Genomic DNA, 16699 nt, shown 5'->3' on the forward strand with positions numbered 1-16699 from the left:
TAATTATAATTAAATATTATAATTAAATTTGACAATTTTATCTTTAATTTGTATAATTCAAGATAAGAAAAACTTATCTTGTAGGAAATGAAAAATGAACAAATTTGATAAAATAAAACTTTTTTGTAGAAAATTTAGAATAGCTATTGGTATTATTTTAATATTAGTAGGATTTTATACAGGGATTGCTTGGTTTTACTTAGGAATACTGCCTTTATTAGCAGGACTTACTAACTTTTGTCCTTTATGTATAATAAGCAAAAAATGTACGATATAAACTCTTAAAAGAGTTTATATCCACATATTATCAATAAGTCTTGTAGTTCCAACTTTACATGCAATAAGTATTATTGTATTTTTTACTTCTATTGTTTGAATCTCTTCAAAATTTCTATTTACTATTGCTATATATTCTACATCTAAGTTTGACATTACTTCTTGCATTTTTGTTTTTATAGTTTGGGCATCTCTTTCACCTTTTGTAACAGCAATAATTGTCATATTTAAAGATTTTGAAATAGCTAATGCTTCTTTTCTCTCTTCAGATGATAAATATATATTTCTAGAACTCATTGCAAGTCCATCTGCTTCTCTTACAATGTCACATTCAACTATATTTATAGGTAAAAAAAGATTTTTAACCATTTGAGAGATTAAAGAGAGTTGTTGAGCATCTTTTTTCCCAAAGTATGCATTTGAAGGTTGAACCAAGTTAAATAGTTTTAAAACAACTTGTAAGACACCATCAAAGTGTCCAGGTCTTTTTTCACCTTCTAAAATAAAGCCAGTTATTTTTGGAGCTTTTAGTGAAACTTCATCATTACTTTGATACATAGAAGTTACCTCTGGCATAAATAAATAATCAACTTTACAAAGTTCACAGATTCTTTTATCTGCTGCATCTTTTTTGGGATATTTATCCAAATCTTCATTTGGTAAGAATTGTGTTGGATTTAGAAAAATAGAAACTATTACAATGTCATTATTTATTCTTGCATTTTTGATTAATGAAATATGTCCTTCATGTAAAGCACCCATAGTTGGAACAAATCCAATTGTTCCCTTTAGCTCTTTTCTAATAGCTTGTAACTCTTCAATAGTATTAATTATTTTCAATAAATCTCCTTTAATAACTTTTTTTATTTTGTATCAAAATTTGGATTGAGTTTTAGTAGAACTAAATCAGCCAACATATTTCCAAGAAGCGTTAAAAAAGCTCCAATAATTAGTATTCCCATAATTACTGGATAATCATGAGCTAGGGCACTATGAAAAAATAGTAAGCCCATTCCATCTATTGAAAATATTGTTTCAAGTATAACAGAACCACCAATAATCCCTGGAAGTGATAATCCAAGTATTGTAATAACAGGTGGGTATAGATTTGGTAAAATATAGTATCTTAAAATTTGATTTTTACTTAGTCCTCTAGCTTTTGCAAAAAAGATATAATCACTTTTTAGTATTTCAATTGTAAGTGATCTAATATATAAAGTCAAACTTCCAATTCCACCAAAAACAATTATAAAAATCGGTAAAATTAAATGCTTCGCAAAATCTATGTAGTAAGCAAAACTTCCATCATCTTTTACGCTATGCAATCCAGATATTGGCAAAATTTCAAAATTAACAGCAAAAACTAAAACTCCAAGTAATGCCAAATAAAATGAAGGCATAGAAAAACTTAAAAGTGAAAGTTGACCAGTAAATTTATCAAAAAATGATGATTTATTTAAAGCTGATTTAATACCTAAATAAAGTGATAGTATAAATATAAAAATCATTGAAATAATATTTAAAGCAAGGGTAATTGGAATTCTATTTAAAATCTCATTTTTTACCATTTCTCCTGAGCTAAAAGATATACCAAAATCAAGATGAAGTATTGAAAAAAGCCAAGAAAAGTATTGTACATAAAGAGGTTTATCTAAGCCATAAATAGACTTTAGGTGTTGAATTGACTCTTCTGTGATATTTGGGTTTAAATCTCCACTTGCAAAAAATGAATTAGGAGCAAGATGTATAGCTAAAAAAGATATTAGACTAATAATAAAAAGCATAATTAATAAGTACAAAAGCTTGTTTATTAATAATTTCAATTCTATTATCTCCTAGGTTTTTTAAATAAAAAAGTATTTTAGCATTTGTTATATTATTTTCAGTACTAATTACTAACGAAAAGTTTGATACTGTTAACTTTTTATTAAAAAGCTATTTACAAAATTAAGATAGAATTATACAATTAATAAATTAAGAATAAATATTTAGGGTAAAAATGATTGGTATAGATGTAGTAAGTATAAAAAGAATTGAAAAAATGTATGAAAAGTTTGGGAATAAAGCTTATCAAAGATATTTAAATGATGATGAAATAAAACTTGTCAAAAAAGTAGAAACAGCAGCTGGCTTTTGGGCTGCAAAAGAGGCTGCAAGTAAAGCTCTTGCTTGTGGGATAGGAGAGGAGTGCGGTTTCCATGATATTATTATCTCTAAAACAGTTAAAAATGCTCCTCTTATAACTTTCTCACAAAAAGTTTTAGACAACTTTTCAATAAAAAATGCTCATCTTTCTATTACCCATGATACTGGCTTTGCAATAGCAGTTGTTGCTTTAGAGAAAAACTAGTTATGACTAAAAGAGGATTTGTAAAACTTTTTTTTACTAGCATATTTATATTCTCTTTTTATGGATGTGCTGTTATAAGTGGATATGAAGACTCTTTGAATAATTTTGATAACAATTTAGAATCAAAAAATTGTGATTACACTCAAATAGAAGAAAAGATAAAAGAGAATGATGATCCAATACTTTGGGGTATTCAAGGTGGCTCATTGGCTAGAAATTGTTTTGCTTATAAAAAAAGTAATGGCTTTTTTGATGAAGCAGAAGAGAAGTATAAACAAACAGTAGATAAAGATACAATTTTTGATAATACCTTAGAAGCTTCAAAAAGTATTTTAGTAAATAATAATGCAAATGAGTATGAGGGAAACACCTATGAAAAAGTGATGGTAAATACTTACAAAGCTTTAAATTATGTAAGCTTACATGATAATGTAAATGCAAGAATAGAGTTTAATAGAGCTTTGGATAGACAAAGAAGAGCAAAAGATTATTTTAGAAGTGAGATAGAAAAAGAACAAGTAAATTTAGAAAAAGAGAATAAAGCAGCCAAAAATACTGTATATAAACAATATGATAGCTTGTTAAATGATTTTAAAGCATATCCTGATTTTATAAATCCCTTCACAACTTATATGGCTGGAATATATTTTTTATTAGATGGAGATACAATAAAGGCAAGGGATTTATTAAAAGAGTCTATGGAAATGCAACCCTCAAATGAACAAATAAAAAGTGATTATGAACTTAGTAATAAATATTTTGATTCATCTTTGAGGGAATCAAAAGAAAAATATGCTTGGATTATTTATGAAAATGGTAAAGGAATGATAAAAGATGAGACAAGAATTGATATTCCACTGTTTATATTTTCAAGAAATGTGATATATACAGGCATTGCTTTGCCAAAGATTGTTGAAAGAAATAGTTCATATTCTTATTTAGATATCGCTGGAAAAAATACAAAAGAAGTTTGTAATATGGATAATGTAATAAAAACAGAATTTAAAAAAAGATTTCCAGCTATTTTAAGTGAAGCCATAGCAAATACAATTACAAAGACAATCACACAAAAACAACTCAATGATACTAGTCCCTTAGCTGGGTTTTTAGGAGTTTTGTATCAAGCTTTGACAAATAAAACAGATGTCAGGTCTTGGAGTGCTTTGCCTAAAAACTTTCAAAGTTTAAGGATAAAACTTGATGGAAAACCAATTGAAATTAAAAATAATGAAGGTAAAATTATAAAGGAAGTTTTTATTCCTAATGATAAAAATGCATTAATTTATGTAAAATCACAATCAGTAGGAAATAATATAATTCATAAGATTTTATTTTAAAGGAGATTTATGAAAAAGATATATTTAATTATGACAATAATAAGTGTTATACTTCTTAGCGGGTGTGCACAAAAAGAAGTAAAAGTTGAGCCTAAGCTAAGTGATGATTCACATATTGTCATTGATAAGACATTGGATACTTGGCTAAAACTTGAGAAACTAAACTATTTTCAAAAAAGTGATGGCTTTTGGGTTGTACAAGCTAGATTTAAAAACACAACTTATATGAATAGAAATGTAGCTTACAAAATAGATTGGATAGATAAAAATGGTTTTATTGTAAAAACAATTTTGTCTAAATGGAAAATGGCAACAGTGGAAGAGAATAGGGATTTTACTATTAATGGCGTATCCCCTTCAAATCAAATCAAAGATTTTGTAATAAGAGTGCAAGATACAAGTAGAGATGATGAACAAAGAAAAGATAGTAGCCATTATGAATATCAAAACTAAGGAATAAAATGAAAAATAAAAAACTAATAATTTCAACACTATTTATAGGAACAATATTTTTTGCAGGTTGTACACATAAACCTGAGTATTTACCAGAAAATTCCCCAAAATCTTCAGTTGTAACAATGGGAATTGATAGACAAGATTTTGAAAAAGCAGCTAGTGATATGGCTAAATCATTGTTATCAAGTGGTGCTTTAGATAAAAGAGGTGGTGGAAAAAATGTTGTTATGATGAGTGATATTATAAATGATACTACTCAAAGATTTGATGTCAAGTTCTTAACTAAAAAAATGAGAATATTAATATTAAACTCAGGAAAAGCAATAATCACATCAGCTGTTGGAACTCAAAGAGATGATTTAGCACAAGATAGTAGAAAATTAAGAGATAATGAGGAGTTCAAAAAAAGCACTACAATCCAAAAAAATACACTTTATGCTCCTAGCCTTTCATTATCAGGAAGTATCTTACAAAGAACAGCAAAAGCAAACAAAGATGATCAAATAGTTGAATACTATTTTCAACTCTCACTAACAGATATAAAAACTGGACTTGTAACTTGGGAAGATGAGGTAGTTATAGGAAAAATTGGCTCAAATGATACTGTGACTTGGTAGAGTGATTAATTATAGGGAAATCCCTATAATTAATTTTTAGCTAAATATCTCTCAAGTATAATTTTAGCAGCAAGGGAATCAACCCTTCCATCTCTTTTATATTTTATATCACCTTTCATTAGCTCTTCTGCTTCTATGGAACTCATGTTTTCTTCTTGAAAAATAATTTCACCTTCAAATTTCAGAAGAGTTACAAAGTGCTTAACTCTTTTTTGCATATCATCACTGGAACTAGGAAATCCTACGATTAATTTATCTATTTCCCACTCTTTTAAAAAGCTATCAACATCATTTGCCGCTTGATTTCTATTCTTTCTTAATATGGCTGTTTGTGGGGTAACTATGGTCTTTGTAAGGCTTAAAGCTACACCAATTCTTTTTAATCCTATATCAATAGATGCTAATTTCAATTATTATCCTTATGTTTACTTTGAAACCGTAAAGTAATCATTTTAGTATAATTTTGGTAATATATGTCTTTTTAAAATAAGAACAATGATATATAAATAGGGAAAATGATGAAATTAGCTGTATTTGATTTTGATTCAACTTTGATGGATGGAGAGACTATTGATTTTTTAGCAAAACCATTAGGTCTTGAAGAAAAAGTTGCAAAAATCACAGAAGAAGCTATGTCAGGAAGACTAGACTTCTTTGAATCTCTTATTGAAAGAGTAGCTTTATTAAAAGGATTGGAAAATTCTTTGGCTGTGGATATTTGTAAAAATCTACCACTTATGCCAGGTGCAATGGAAACAGTTGCAAAACTAAAAGAAAAAGGTTACAAAGTTGTATGTTTTTCAGGTGGCTTTAGAATAGGAACAACTCCTGCAAAAGAAAAACTTGGGCTTGATGCAGACTTTTCAAACATCTTACACCACAAAAATGGAATTCTAACTGGACTTGTTGGTGGAGATATGATGTTTGGCTTTTCTAAAGGTGATATGATTCAAAGAGTTCAAGCAATGCTAGGAGTTTCTAAAGAGAATACACTAGTAGCAGGTGATGGAGCAAATGATGTGTCGATGTTTCCATATGCAGACAAAAGAGTAGCTTTTTGTGCAAAAGATATTTTGAAAAAAGAGGCAAATATTATTGTTGATACAAAAGATTTGACACAAATCTTGAAGCATATCTAAAAAGCATTTTCTCAAAGAGAGTACAAGCACAGGATTCTTTTAATAGGAATTTATTTCCTATGCTAAAAAGAAGACATAAAAGAAAAGGTCCCTATTAATAGGGACTATTAAAAGGAATAAATATGAGTTTAAAAGAAGATATAAATTTTTCGTTATGGTGTGATTTTATTGAAAGAGATTTTTTAGAAAATCAGTTTCAAGACTTGGTAAAAGATGAAGTTATTCAAGGTGCTACATCAAATCCTGCTATTTTTGCATCATCAATTTCAAACTCTGTTGCTTATAAACAACAACTAGGAATTTTACAAGTAAATACAGCTAAGACTATTTATGAAGAAGTAGCTATGACTGATATTAAAAGAGCAGCTGAAATATTAGAACCTATGAATAAAAATGATAGTGATGATGGATTTATTTCACTAGAAGTTGACCCAACACTTAGTGATGATGCAGAGGGCACTATTGAAGAGGGAATTAGACTTTATAAAACAATTGCATATGATAATGTAATGATTAAAGTTCCTGCAACAAAAGCTGGATTCAAAGCTATGGAAGAGTTGTCTTCACAAGGTATAAATGTAAATGCAACACTAATCTTTTCACCAGAACAAGCTATTAGCTGTGCAAATGCTTTAAATAGAGGTATGGAAAAATCAATTACAGAATCAAAAGCTGTTATTTCTATTTTTGTATCTAGATTTGATAGATTGTGTGACAATAGATTTGGGGCAAAAGGTATAGAAAAAGCCAAATTAGGTATTATAAATGCTGTAAAATGTTATCACGAAATAAACAAATTCCATAATGATAACATTAGAACACTTTTTGCTAGTACTGGTGTAAAAGGTGATGAATTACCATCTACTTATTATGTGGATAATTTACTTTATCCAAACAGTGTAAATACTGCTCCTTTGGCTACTATTGAAGATTATGTACAAAGTGGTAGCACTGAACCTAGTAAAATAATTAGTGAAGATGAGTGTGATGAGTTTTTCAAAATGCTTACAAAACATGGTATTGATACAAATGAGATTTATGAGACATTATTAAGTGATGGATTAGAAGCATTTAAAGTATCATTTGAAGAACTTTTATCAAAGTTAAAAGTATAATAATTAAAATAAAAAAAGGCAAAGAGTATGAATAACTGGAACCCAACTACTTGGAGAGACTTTCCAATAAAGCAACAACCAACTTATAATGATTTAGAAAAACTTACTAAAGTAGAAAAAGAGTTAGCTTCCTATCCTCCTTTAATTTTTGCAGGTGAAGCAAGAAATTTGAAAAGTAAATTAGCAGATGTTGTTGAAGGGAAGGCTTTTTTACTTCAAGGTGGTGATTGTGCTGAATCATTTGATGCATTTAATGCAAATAACATCAAAGATTTATTTAAAGTAATGATGCAAATGGCAGTTGTTCTAACTTTCTCAGGTGGGTGCCCAGTTGTAAAAGTAGGAAGAATTGCGGGACAATTTGCAAAACCAAGAAGTTCTGATTTTGAAAATATAAATGGAATTGATTTACCTTCATATAGAGGAGATATTGTAAATTCTGTAAAGTTTGATGAAAAATCAAGATTACCAAAACCTAAAAAACTTTTAAAAGCATATAATCAAAGTGCCGCAACATTAAACCTTTTAAGAGCATTTTCAAGGGGTGGAATGGCAGATTTACAACAAGTTCATTCTTGGAATTTAGATTTTATTAAAGATCATGCTTTAGGTGTAAAATATGATGAGTTGGCAAATAAGATTTCTGAAACTTTAGCATTTATGAGTGCCTGTGGAATAACATCAGAAAATACGCAACAACTAAATCAAACTACACTTTATACTTCCCATGAAGCACTTTTACTTAACTATGAAGAAGCCCTTACTAGAAGAGATTCTTTAACTGGTGATTGGTATGATTGTTCTGCTCATATGTTATGGATAGGAGATAGAACAAGAGAATTAGATGGGGCACATTTAGAGTACTTTAGAGGTATCAAAAATCCAATAGGATGTAAAGTAGGACCTTCAATGAAAGAGGATGAATTAATAAAATTAATTGATGCTTTAAATCCTGAAAATGAAGCTGGAAGATTAAATCTTATTGTTAGAATGGGTGCCCAAAAGATAGGTGATATCTATCCAAACTTACTAAAAAGAGTAAAAGCTGAAGGTAAAAATGTATTATGGTCAAGTGATCCTATGCATGGAAATACAATCAAAACTGATAATGGATACAAAACAAGAGATTTTGAATCTATTTTAAATGAAGTAAAACAATTCTTCCAAATACATAGTGCCCAAGGTACAATTGCAGGTGGAATTCACCTTGAAATGACAGGTCAAAATGTAACTGAGTGTACAGGAAGTACAAGTTCTGCTATTACTCAAGAGGGACTTGCAAGTAGATATCATACACAATGTGATCCAAGATTAAATGCTGACCAAGCCTTAGAGTTATCATTTATGATTGCTGAGACTTTAAAGGAAGCTAGAAAATAAAACTTCAAAAGGGAAGACTATGTACAAAGAGATTATTAAAAGAACTTTAGACCTGCTTTTTGAAAAGAAGTATATTTTAATGAGAGCTTTGTTTATACCTTTTCTTATATTATGTGTTATTGAGTATTTTAGTACGCATATAATGATAAGTAAAAGCACTTTTTATATCTTAACTGCATTATCTTTTTTAGTGACAATTATTATGTCTATAAATGTACATAGGATATTACTTTTAAGTGAAGAAGATACCCCAAAATGGGGTGTTTATAAATTTGGTCAAAGAGAAATAAGTTTTATCTTAAAAGGTATTGGCTTAGGTTTACTTATGGCTTTGGTATTTTTCTCAATATATTTTATTTCACTATTTATTGGCAAGTTTATTCAAGGTTTCTTTGGCTCTAATGTTGCATATTTTTACAATATATTAGTTGTTGTAATTCTTGTAGGTTTTATAGGAATGATTACTTCAAGAATATCTTTAATCTTCCCTTCTATTGCTATTGATAAACCCTTAGATTTTGGTGATGCACTTGTTTTATCAAAAAACTATAAATTATTAGTGTTTATGATGGTGATTGTTTTTCCTATTGTTTTTGCCTTAGTTGTTAATTTTGTTTATGGATTAGCTATTAAGTTTCTTATGGCTTTAATTTCTCCTGATTTAAGTATTTTGTATTCATTATTAAATATTTTTATTACAGTATTCTCTATTGGTTTTTTATCTGTAACTTATGAATATATAATTTCCAAACAACCTATTATTGAAACCCAAGAGAAGTTAAATGAAATAGAATTTATTGACAATGAAAATAGTTTTAAAATGATTATCGATGATAGATATGACACCACTTATGAACAGCTCAAAGATGATTTATTTAAACAATATACCCCATTAGGGTTTGATGAAATTGTAGTTGATAAAGATACATCTTTTATGCTAAAAAATAAAGATAATCCAAAATCATATATTTTAGTAACTCATATGAACAATGAGTTTATAGTAGAGACTTTTAATGTAAAAGATAAACCAATTTTGAGTATAGATTAACTATTTAAAATATAGAAACTGAAAACAAATAAGTACTTATAATATTTTCATTTCTTTAAGTTTATTGGATTACAATAAAGAAAAAGGAGATATATTATGGAACTATGGGGTATAACATTAGATTTTAAAGATATGAAAACTTGTGGATTATTACCTGACTTATGTTTACATTGGGATATTAAATATGATGAACTCGGTGATAATGAGGAACTCTTAGAATATTGGCAAAAACACATAGATAATATTTTTAAACAAACAAAAAATGTTGTTTATGTAAATAATGATAAGGGTAGGTCTTTAATATATTCAGCAGATTATGTGGCTATTGATATAATTTCAAAAGAGTTTAAAGATTTGAAACTAGAAAAAGTAATGTATGATGATATTATCTCTTGTGAGACTTGTATAGGGCATGATTATTTAGCTTCTTCTTAAACCTTTGTATAAAAAGACTTAAAGAAAAGTCTTTTTATACATCTCTTCATCAAAAGCAACAACAACTTTATCATCAAACTCTATTACAGGTCTTTTGAAAAGCATTGGTTCTTTACATAACCATTCATATTTACCATTTTCATCTAAATTTAACTCTTTTAATTGAAGGGTTTTATACTTTGTGCCTTTTGAATTAAAAAGTATATTTATATCTGATTTCGCAGTCCAATCTTTCACTTTTTCAGCACTTGGTGTATCTTTTTTAAAATCAAAAAAATCAACTTCTATGTTGTTTTCTTTGAAAAATTTTAGTGCTTTTTGTACACTTCCACAAGTTTTTATTCCATAAACAGTAATCATTTAAGAGCTCTATTCTATGATTTTTGGAACTATAAAGTATCCATTTTCACTTTTTGGAGCATGTGAAAGTATATGTTTTGACATCTCTAAATCTTGACTAGCAACATCTTCTCTAAGTGGTGTTCCACCTTCAACTGTTGTGAATGTTGCATCGATATGGCTTACATCAATTTCATTTAAATTTTCAACGAAATTAATAATATCACCTAGTTCATTTTTTAGTGATTCTCTTTTATTTTCATCAATTTCCAAACTAGAAAGTTTTGCTAATTTATCAATTGTATTATCATCAATAGTCATTTCTTTTCCTCTAAAAGGTGCCCTTTAAAAGGGCACCTGAAATATTTGTCTGCTTTTTAACAGGATTTATAAAAATCCTTAAAAGTAGTTTTGTGCTTGCATTCTCTTTGAGAAAATTCTAAGAAGAGCAAGCAGTTGCTCTTTTAATTTTTTGGATTATATCTAAAAAGAGTTTTGTCTGGGGTTAAGCCACTTAAATCTCAATGCCTCTTTTTTTATAAAACTCTTTTTTAAACTCCACCCAATTATCAGCTAAAATGGCTTCTCTAGCTTCTCTCATAAGAGTTAAGTAGTAGTGAATATTATGTAATGTTGCAAGTCTATAGTATGTTATTTCACCTGCTCTAAATAGGTGATTTAGATATGCTTTTGAAAAGTTTTTACATGTGTAACATTCACAATCTGGATCTATAGGTTCAGAATCTTCTTTAAATCCTGCATTTTTAATCGCTATTTTTCCATATGTTGTAAAGATTGAGCCATTTCTTGCATTTCTTGTTGGCATTACACAATCAAACATATCAACACCACGCTCAATATTTTCTATTAAGTCTTCAGGTGTTCCAACTCCCATAAGGTATCTTGGTTTATCTTCAGGCATAAAATTAGTTGTCCACTCAACTGTTTCATACATATCAGCATTTGGTTCACCAACACTTAATCCACCAATTGCATAACCATCAAAGTCAGTCAAAGAACATAATTGTTCGGCACTTAGTTTTCTAAACTCTTTATCTGTTCCACCTTGGATAATAGCAAAGATATTTTGATTTAAGCCTATACCTTTTTCTTGTTGGCTTTTATGATATGTAATAGCTTTTTTTGCCCAATGGGTAGTTCTTTCAATTGATTTTTTGATTCGCTCTTTTGTATTTGGAAGAGCTACTAAATCATCTAATATCATCATGATATCACTTCCAAGTTCATATTGCGTATCAAGTACACTTTCAGGTGTAAAGTAGTGTTTGCTACCATCAAGGTGTGATTTAAACATAATTCCATCTTCATCAGGTTTCGAATTATCACTTAATGAAAAAGCTTGAAAGCCACCAGAGTCAGTTAAAAAAGAGTTTGGAAATTTTGAAAAGCCATGAAGACCTCCAAATTTTTTAATTAGTTTACTTCCTGGTCTTAAATACAAGTGATAGGTATTACCTAGAATAATTTTTGCACCAAGGCTTAGCATATCATTTGCATCTAAAGCTTTTACAGTAGCTTGTGTTCCTACTGGCATAAATACTGGAGTTTGTATTGCACTGTGAGCTGTTTTTATTGTACAAGCTCTTGTTTTGTGAAAAGATTTTCCATCTATGTTAAATTGCATTAATAAATTTCCTTTAAAAGTTGGGATTATATCATTTAAATTTATATTTATAAATTAAAAGCAATTTGGTAAAACACACTATCAGTAAGAAAAAGGTATAATACCTTAATGAAAAAGATATTAATTATATTAGATGGTATTGTTGCTAAAAAACTTCTTCAAAGAGTCATTGAGACAAATACTGGTGATAACTCATATGATGTTGTTTACATGAATGAAGCTATCATTCCTGAGAAAAGACCTTCAAATTTTACATTTTTTAAGTTTGACCCAACTTCTAAATCAAAACTTGCGATGGTATTAGATAAAGATATCCATGCCCAAGCTCTTATTGCACTTAACTCAAAAGATGAGATGTTAAATGTAATAAAAAACATAAAAGAAGAAAAACCGAAAATGCAAATGAGTATTTTGGATTATTGGGGAATTGACCTTTCTGACCAACACATAAATATTTATAAAGGAATAGATGTTCTTGCAAATGGAATGGTTGAAAGACTCCCAAATATTCCAGTTGTTGCACAAAATATAGGTTTAAAGCAAGGTGAAATAATGGAAATTAGAATTCCATTTGGTAGTTCATATGCTTATAGATATATAGGTTCAATTGAACAGCGAGAGTGGAAAATTTTTGGTTTGTATAGAAAACAACAAATGATAAAAATCAAGCCTTCTCTTATAATAAAACCAAATGATGTGATTTTGGTAATTGGAAAACCTGAAGTTTTGATGCAAGTGTATAATGCAATTGGTAAAACACAAGGTCAGTTTCCTATGCCATTTGGACATAATTTATATTTATATTTAGATTTGTATTTACAATCAGAGCAAACAGTTAAAAAGTGTGTTACAGATGTAAAATATCTGAATCAAGTAATAAAAAACCAAAAACTTATATTAAGAATAACAAGACCTACAACTGTTGATTTGATGGGGTTTATTAAAAATGAATTAGGCGAAGTTAATAATCTTACTATAGAAATAGATTATGGAAATTTAGGTTTTGATGCACTATTGAAAAAAGATTTAAGAACATTTGATATTGGTCTTATGATGATTTCTTATGAGCTATTTAAAAATAAAGAGGGAATCTCTAAACTTGTTGATCTTAGAATTCCTATTTTAAAAGCTGGATTAGGTGATATAACAACGATAAAAAATAGTATAATTTTATTAAATGATACAAAATCATATGAACAAATTTCTCCAATAATATTTGATGTTTCAAGTCAGTTAAAACTAAAAACAAAAATATTTAATATGGACCCAACAGGACAATCTGATAAATCATATATTTTAGATCACTTTGAAAATTTGGCAAAAATATTTGGGCAAAAAGTTGAGATTATTTCTAAAGAAAAAAATCCTATAAGAGAGCTAAAAAATCAAAAAAATATACTTCAGATTTTGCCTTTAAAAAAAGATATGTTTTTAAGAAGAAAACTTAATAAACTTTTTTATACAAATTCTGATTTATTATCTTTTGACATAAAAGAAAATAATCAACTATTAATCCCAGTAATAGAAAACTAAAAAAAGGTAAGAGATGGTATTTGAAAAATATCCTTTTGAGAAATTAAATGAATTATTAGATGGAATTGAGCCAAATAGCTCATACGAAGCAAGTGCTTTAACTATTGGTGAACCTCAGTTTGAAACACCACAATTTATTCAAGATAGTTTAGCTAATCATACTAAATTTTTAAGAAATTATCCAAAGACTGCTGGTGAAAGTTTTTTAACAAATGCAATGATAGAGTTTGTAGATAAAAGATTTGATGTAAAATTAGAGGAAAATCAGATTATTCCTTGTTTTGGTACAAGAGAAGTTTTATTTAACTTTCCACAGTTTTATTTGTTTGATAAATCTAACCCAACAATTGCTTTTACAAATCCCTTTTATCAAATATATGAAGGTGCAGCAATTGCTAGTAGAGCAGAAGTTGTTCATATAAATTTAACTAAAGAGAATGATTATAAAGCTTTTTTAGATGATGAAACACTTAAAAAATGTGATTTAGTAGTACTAAATTATCCAAATAATCCAACAGCTGCAAATATGAGTAAAGAAGAACTATCTTTATGGGTTAAAAAAGCACTAGAGTTTGATTTTGTTTTGATAAATGATGAGTGTTATTCTGAAATATATTTTGATGAAAAAAACAAACCTTGTTCACTTTTAGAAGCTAGTATATTTGCTGGAAATAGTGAGTTTAAAAATGTACTTGTTCTTAACTCTATTTCAAAAAGAAGTAGTGCACCAGGTCTAAGAAGTGGATTTATAGCAGGTGATGCAGATATTTTAAAAGATTATATGAAGTATAGAACATATATAGGGTGTGCAGCACCTATTCCTTTACAGTATGCAGCTGCAACTGCTTGGAGTGATCAAAATCATGTGCAAGTTTTTAGAGATACTTATAAAAAGAATTTTGAATTAACCAAAGAAATTTTGGGACTTGATATGCCACAAGCGACTTTTTATATTTGGCTAAAAGTTGGTGATGAATTGGAATTTACTAAAAGATTATATAAAGAAAAAAACATAAAAGTATTACCTGGAAGTTTTTTAGGAAGAAATGGTATAGGACAAGGTTATGTAAGAATTGCCTTAGTTGAAAATGCACAAAAAACAAAAGAGGTATTAAATAGATTGAAGGATTTTATGAATGACTAATGAAGAATTACATGAAGCTAGAACGAACCCAGAGTTTTTAAGCTATTTAGAAAAAACAAAAGATGATGCAATTGAGAGTAAAAATATCTCTGCCCTTTATGAAGTTTTAGATTCTTTATTGATTTTAGACTTAGAAGAAGAAAAAATAAATACAGTTTATGAAAATATATTAAAAATATCTTTTGAAAATGTAGAAAATATAGTAAATAATGGAAAAAAGATAGCTTTAGAAAGTGATGGACTTTATTACACAAGAGCTTTTTATGAACATGCTATTGAGAAATGGAGTTATAATGATCTAAAAGGTGCCAAAGAATTATTTTTTGTTTTGGCAAACATAATTGAAGATGAACTTTTATGCAATGCTTTAAATGTGCACTTGATTGCTTGTTCTAAAGATTTTGATTTAGATAAGTTTTATGATGAAAATGTAAATACTTCAACTCCTGCTGTAGATGAAAAATATGGTTATTTTATTGTTTCTTTTAATTTTAAAACAAAAGAATTTTTAGAACAAAATAGGGCAGTTTTAGAGACAGAATATACAAATTTAAAACATTTACTGGATTAAGATGAAAATACATTTTATAGGAATTGGTGGAATTGGTCTTTCTGCCTTAGCAAGATTTTTAAAACATAGTGGTCATGAAGTTAGTGGTTCAGACATGAAAGAAACACCAATAACAGATGAATTAAAAAAAGAAGGAATAAAAGTTTATTCTCCTCAAAGTGCTTCAAATATAAAAGATCCAGAGATAGTTATATATTCAGCAGCAGTAACCGATGAAAATCCTGAATTAATAGAATCAAGAATCAGACAAATAAGAACATTATCAAGAAAAGAGGCTTTGCCAATAGTTCTTGGAGATAGAAAAAATTATTGTGTTGCAGGAGCTCATGGAAAGTCAACTACCACATCTATTTTGGCTTCAATTTTAGATTGTACAGCTATTATTGGAGCTATATCAAAAGATTTTGGTTCAAACTTTAGATACAAAAATGGAATAGTTGCTTTTGAAGCTGATGAGAGCGATGCTAGTTTTATACTTTCAAATCCTTATTGTTCAATTGTTACAAATGCAGAACCTGAACATATGGAGTATTATAACTATGATTATGAGAAATTTTTTGATACATATAAAAAATTTGTAAATCTTGGTACAAAAAAAGTTATAAATGCAGAAGATGAGTATGTAAAAAAACTTGAAATAGAAGATGCAACTGAACTTTATCCAAGTGTTGATATAAAAAACATCTCTTATATTTTACAAGATGATGAACCTTATACAAAATTTGAGTTAAAAGATTTGGGTTATTTTGAAGTTTGGGGTTTTGGTTATCATATTGCTGTTAATACTTCTTTGGCTGTATTAGCTGCTTTAAATGAGCTTGACGTTGAGCAAATAAGAGTAAATCTTAAAAACTATAAAGGTATCAAAAAAAGATTTGATATTTTACAAAAGTGTGAAAAATTTGTCTTAATAGATGATTATGCACACCATCCAACAGAAATAGAAGCTACTATAAAATCAGTTGAGCTTTATGATAATCTTAAAAATCTTAAAAAAAGAGTAATTATTTGGCAACCACATAAATATAGCCGAACATTTGATAATCTTGAAGGTTTTAAAAGATGTTTTAAAGGATGTGATGAATTGGTAATATTACCAATTTGGACTATTCCAGGAGAACATGTTTTAGAAATAGATTTTGCTGAAACTTTTAAACAATATAATCCAATCTTTGCTGATAAAATACTTGCAAAAAATTGTGCAATTGATATTATAAAAGACAATAAAGTTTTAAAAACATATAATGAAGGCATAGTAGTTGGTGTTGGTGCAGGAGACATAACTTATCAATTAAGGAAAATAGTTAAATAATT

General features: G+C 28.3%; 20 protein-coding genes. 14 read left to right on the forward strand and 6 right to left on the reverse strand.

Annotated features, from left to right (window positions below):
• Positions 1 to 94 precede the first annotated feature (94 nt).
• Positions 95 to 277: a DUF2892 domain-containing protein gene (locus CRU95_RS02065; protein ID WP_129099492.1), complete on the forward strand. Its 183-nt coding sequence runs from the start codon at positions 95 to 97 to the stop codon at positions 275 to 277.
• A gap of 14 nt (positions 278 to 291) precedes the next feature.
• Here CRU95_RS02065 and panC read toward each other — a convergent pair whose 3' ends face one another.
• On the reverse strand, positions 292 to 1116 hold the full coding sequence (panC, locus tag CRU95_RS02070) for a pantoate--beta-alanine ligase (RefSeq protein ID WP_129099493.1): 825 nt from the start codon (positions 1114 to 1116) through the stop codon (positions 292 to 294).
• 23 nt (positions 1117 to 1139) lie between these two features.
• Complete coding sequence (locus CRU95_RS02075) at positions 1140 to 2099, reverse strand: ABC transporter permease (protein WP_129099494.1); 960 nt, start codon at positions 2097 to 2099, stop codon at positions 1140 to 1142.
• A 176-nt stretch (positions 2100 to 2275) separates the two neighbouring features.
• Here CRU95_RS02075 and acpS point away from each other — a divergent pair, with 176 nt between their 5' ends.
• From acpS to lpoB, 4 genes are read left to right on the forward strand one after another with little or no spacing between them, the layout of a single operon-like run.
• Positions 2276 to 2626 (forward strand): holo-ACP synthase, encoded by a 351-nt coding sequence (gene acpS, locus CRU95_RS02080; protein ID WP_129099495.1) that lies wholly within the window; start codon positions 2276 to 2278, stop codon positions 2624 to 2626.
• A 2-nt stretch (positions 2627 to 2628) separates the two neighbouring features.
• Positions 2629 to 3963, forward strand: a complete 1335-nt coding sequence (locus tag CRU95_RS02085; protein WP_129099496.1) for a COG3014 family protein — start codon at positions 2629 to 2631, stop codon at positions 3961 to 3963.
• Positions 3964 to 3972: 9 nt separating this feature from the next.
• Positions 3973 to 4416, forward strand: a complete 444-nt coding sequence (locus tag CRU95_RS02090) for a YcfL family protein (RefSeq protein WP_129099497.1) — start codon at positions 3973 to 3975, stop codon at positions 4414 to 4416.
• An 8-nt stretch (positions 4417 to 4424) separates the two neighbouring features.
• Entirely contained in the window at positions 4425 to 5036 is a 612-nt protein-coding gene (gene lpoB / locus CRU95_RS02095) for a penicillin-binding protein activator LpoB (RefSeq protein ID WP_129099498.1), read from the forward strand.
• Between the two features lie 29 nt (positions 5037 to 5065).
• On the opposite strand, the gene ruvX is transcribed toward lpoB, so the two are convergent.
• The gene (gene ruvX, locus CRU95_RS02100) at positions 5066 to 5446 is read right to left on the reverse strand and encodes a Holliday junction resolvase RuvX (protein ID WP_129099499.1); all 381 of its coding nucleotides are present in this window, start codon (positions 5444 to 5446) and stop codon (positions 5066 to 5068) included.
• A gap of 108 nt (positions 5447 to 5554) precedes the next feature.
• On the opposite strand from ruvX, the gene serB reads away from it, so the two are divergent.
• From serB to CRU95_RS02125, 5 genes are all read left to right on the forward strand, one after another.
• Entirely contained in the window at positions 5555 to 6175 is a 621-nt protein-coding gene (serB, locus tag CRU95_RS02105) for a phosphoserine phosphatase SerB (protein WP_258238602.1), read from the forward strand.
• 122 nt (positions 6176 to 6297) lie between these two features.
• Positions 6298 to 7290 (forward strand): transaldolase, encoded by a 993-nt coding sequence (locus tag CRU95_RS02110; RefSeq protein WP_129099501.1) that lies wholly within the window; start codon positions 6298 to 6300, stop codon positions 7288 to 7290.
• Between the two features lie 27 nt (positions 7291 to 7317).
• Entirely contained in the window at positions 7318 to 8670 is a 1353-nt protein-coding gene (locus CRU95_RS02115; protein ID WP_129099502.1) for a class II 3-deoxy-7-phosphoheptulonate synthase, read from the forward strand.
• 19 nt (positions 8671 to 8689) lie between these two features.
• Positions 8690 to 9718 carry a hypothetical protein gene (locus tag CRU95_RS02120; RefSeq protein ID WP_129099503.1) on the forward strand — a complete coding sequence of 343 codons (1029 nt, stop codon included), beginning with the start codon at positions 8690 to 8692 and terminating at the stop codon, positions 9716 to 9718.
• Positions 9719 to 9814: 96 nt separating this feature from the next.
• The gene (locus CRU95_RS02125; RefSeq protein ID WP_129099504.1) at positions 9815 to 10153 is read left to right on the forward strand and encodes a hypothetical protein; all 339 of its coding nucleotides are present in this window, start codon (positions 9815 to 9817) and stop codon (positions 10151 to 10153) included.
• 18 nt (positions 10154 to 10171) lie between these two features.
• Here the strand turns inward: CRU95_RS02125 and CRU95_RS02130 are convergent, their stop codons facing one another.
• The 3 genes from CRU95_RS02130 to tgt form a co-directional block, all read right to left on the reverse strand.
• The gene (locus CRU95_RS02130; protein WP_129099505.1) at positions 10172 to 10513 is read right to left on the reverse strand and encodes an arsenate reductase family protein; all 342 of its coding nucleotides are present in this window, start codon (positions 10511 to 10513) and stop codon (positions 10172 to 10174) included.
• 9 nt (positions 10514 to 10522) lie between these two features.
• Positions 10523 to 10813, reverse strand: a complete 291-nt coding sequence (gene gatC, locus CRU95_RS02135; protein ID WP_129099506.1) for an Asp-tRNA(Asn)/Glu-tRNA(Gln) amidotransferase subunit GatC — start codon at positions 10811 to 10813, stop codon at positions 10523 to 10525.
• Between the two features lie 193 nt (positions 10814 to 11006).
• Positions 11007 to 12137 carry a tRNA guanosine(34) transglycosylase Tgt gene (gene tgt / locus CRU95_RS02140; protein WP_129099507.1) on the reverse strand — a complete coding sequence of 377 codons (1131 nt, stop codon included), beginning with the start codon at positions 12135 to 12137 and terminating at the stop codon, positions 11007 to 11009.
• 108 nt (positions 12138 to 12245) lie between these two features.
• Here tgt and CRU95_RS02145 point away from each other — a divergent pair, with 108 nt between their 5' ends.
• The 4 genes from CRU95_RS02145 to murC are packed head-to-tail and all read left to right on the forward strand — an operon-like array spanning position 12246 to position 16697.
• Entirely contained in the window at positions 12246 to 13670 is a 1425-nt protein-coding gene (locus CRU95_RS02145) for a COG3400 family protein (protein ID WP_129099508.1), read from the forward strand.
• A gap of 13 nt (positions 13671 to 13683) precedes the next feature.
• On the forward strand, positions 13684 to 14814 hold the full coding sequence (locus CRU95_RS02150; RefSeq protein WP_129099509.1) for a succinyldiaminopimelate transaminase: 1131 nt from the start codon (positions 13684 to 13686) through the stop codon (positions 14812 to 14814).
• On the forward strand, positions 14807 to 15385 hold the full coding sequence (locus CRU95_RS02155) for a hypothetical protein (RefSeq protein ID WP_129099510.1): 579 nt from the start codon (positions 14807 to 14809) through the stop codon (positions 15383 to 15385). Before CRU95_RS02150 ends, CRU95_RS02155 begins: the two co-directional genes overlap by 8 nt.
• A gap of 1 nt (position 15386) precedes the next feature.
• Positions 15387 to 16697, forward strand: a complete 1311-nt coding sequence (murC, locus tag CRU95_RS02160) for a UDP-N-acetylmuramate--L-alanine ligase (protein ID WP_129099511.1) — start codon at positions 15387 to 15389, stop codon at positions 16695 to 16697.
• The last annotated feature ends 2 nt before the right edge of the window (positions 16698 to 16699 follow it).

It is taken from the genome of Arcobacter sp. F2176 (genome assembly GCF_004116465.1).
In the GTDB taxonomy this organism is placed as follows: Bacteria; Campylobacterota; Campylobacteria; order Campylobacterales; family Arcobacteraceae; genus Arcobacter; species Arcobacter siniprincipis.

Excerpts from the sequence above, each read along its gene's own strand:
- CRU95_RS02125 (WP_129099504.1), top strand. The coding sequence starts at position 9,815 with ATGGAACTATGGGGTATAACATTAGATTTTAAAGATATGAAAACTTGT.
- CRU95_RS02115 (WP_129099502.1), top strand. The coding sequence starts at position 7,318 with ATGAATAACTGGAACCCAACTACTTGGAGAGACTTTCCAATAAAGCAA.
- gatC (WP_129099506.1), bottom strand. The coding sequence starts at position 10,813 with ATGACTATTGATGATAATACAATTGATAAATTAGCAAAACTTTCTAGT.
- CRU95_RS02145 (WP_129099508.1), top strand. The coding sequence starts at position 12,246 with ATGAAAAAGATATTAATTATATTAGATGGTATTGTTGCTAAAAAACTT.
- serB (WP_258238602.1), top strand. The coding sequence starts at position 5,555 with ATGAAATTAGCTGTATTTGATTTTGATTCAACTTTGATGGATGGAGAG.
- CRU95_RS02110 (WP_129099501.1), top strand. The coding sequence starts at position 6,298 with ATGAGTTTAAAAGAAGATATAAATTTTTCGTTATGGTGTGATTTTATT.
- CRU95_RS02120 (WP_129099503.1), top strand. The coding sequence starts at position 8,690 with ATGTACAAAGAGATTATTAAAAGAACTTTAGACCTGCTTTTTGAAAAG.
- acpS (WP_129099495.1), top strand. The coding sequence starts at position 2,276 with ATGATTGGTATAGATGTAGTAAGTATAAAAAGAATTGAAAAAATGTAT.
- CRU95_RS02150 (WP_129099509.1), top strand. The coding sequence starts at position 13,684 with ATGGTATTTGAAAAATATCCTTTTGAGAAATTAAATGAATTATTAGAT.
- CRU95_RS02065 (WP_129099492.1), top strand. The coding sequence starts at position 95 with ATGAACAAATTTGATAAAATAAAACTTTTTTGTAGAAAATTTAGAATA.
- CRU95_RS02085 (WP_129099496.1), top strand. The coding sequence starts at position 2,629 with ATGACTAAAAGAGGATTTGTAAAACTTTTTTTTACTAGCATATTTATA.
- CRU95_RS02090 (WP_129099497.1), top strand. The coding sequence starts at position 3,973 with ATGAAAAAGATATATTTAATTATGACAATAATAAGTGTTATACTTCTT.
- tgt (WP_129099507.1), bottom strand. The coding sequence starts at position 12,137 with ATGCAATTTAACATAGATGGAAAATCTTTTCACAAAACAAGAGCTTGT.
- CRU95_RS02155 (WP_129099510.1), top strand. The coding sequence starts at position 14,807 with ATGACTAATGAAGAATTACATGAAGCTAGAACGAACCCAGAGTTTTTA.
- CRU95_RS02130 (WP_129099505.1), bottom strand. The coding sequence starts at position 10,513 with ATGATTACTGTTTATGGAATAAAAACTTGTGGAAGTGTACAAAAAGCA.
- lpoB (WP_129099498.1), top strand. The coding sequence starts at position 4,425 with ATGAAAAATAAAAAACTAATAATTTCAACACTATTTATAGGAACAATA.
- murC (WP_129099511.1), top strand. The coding sequence starts at position 15,387 with ATGAAAATACATTTTATAGGAATTGGTGGAATTGGTCTTTCTGCCTTA.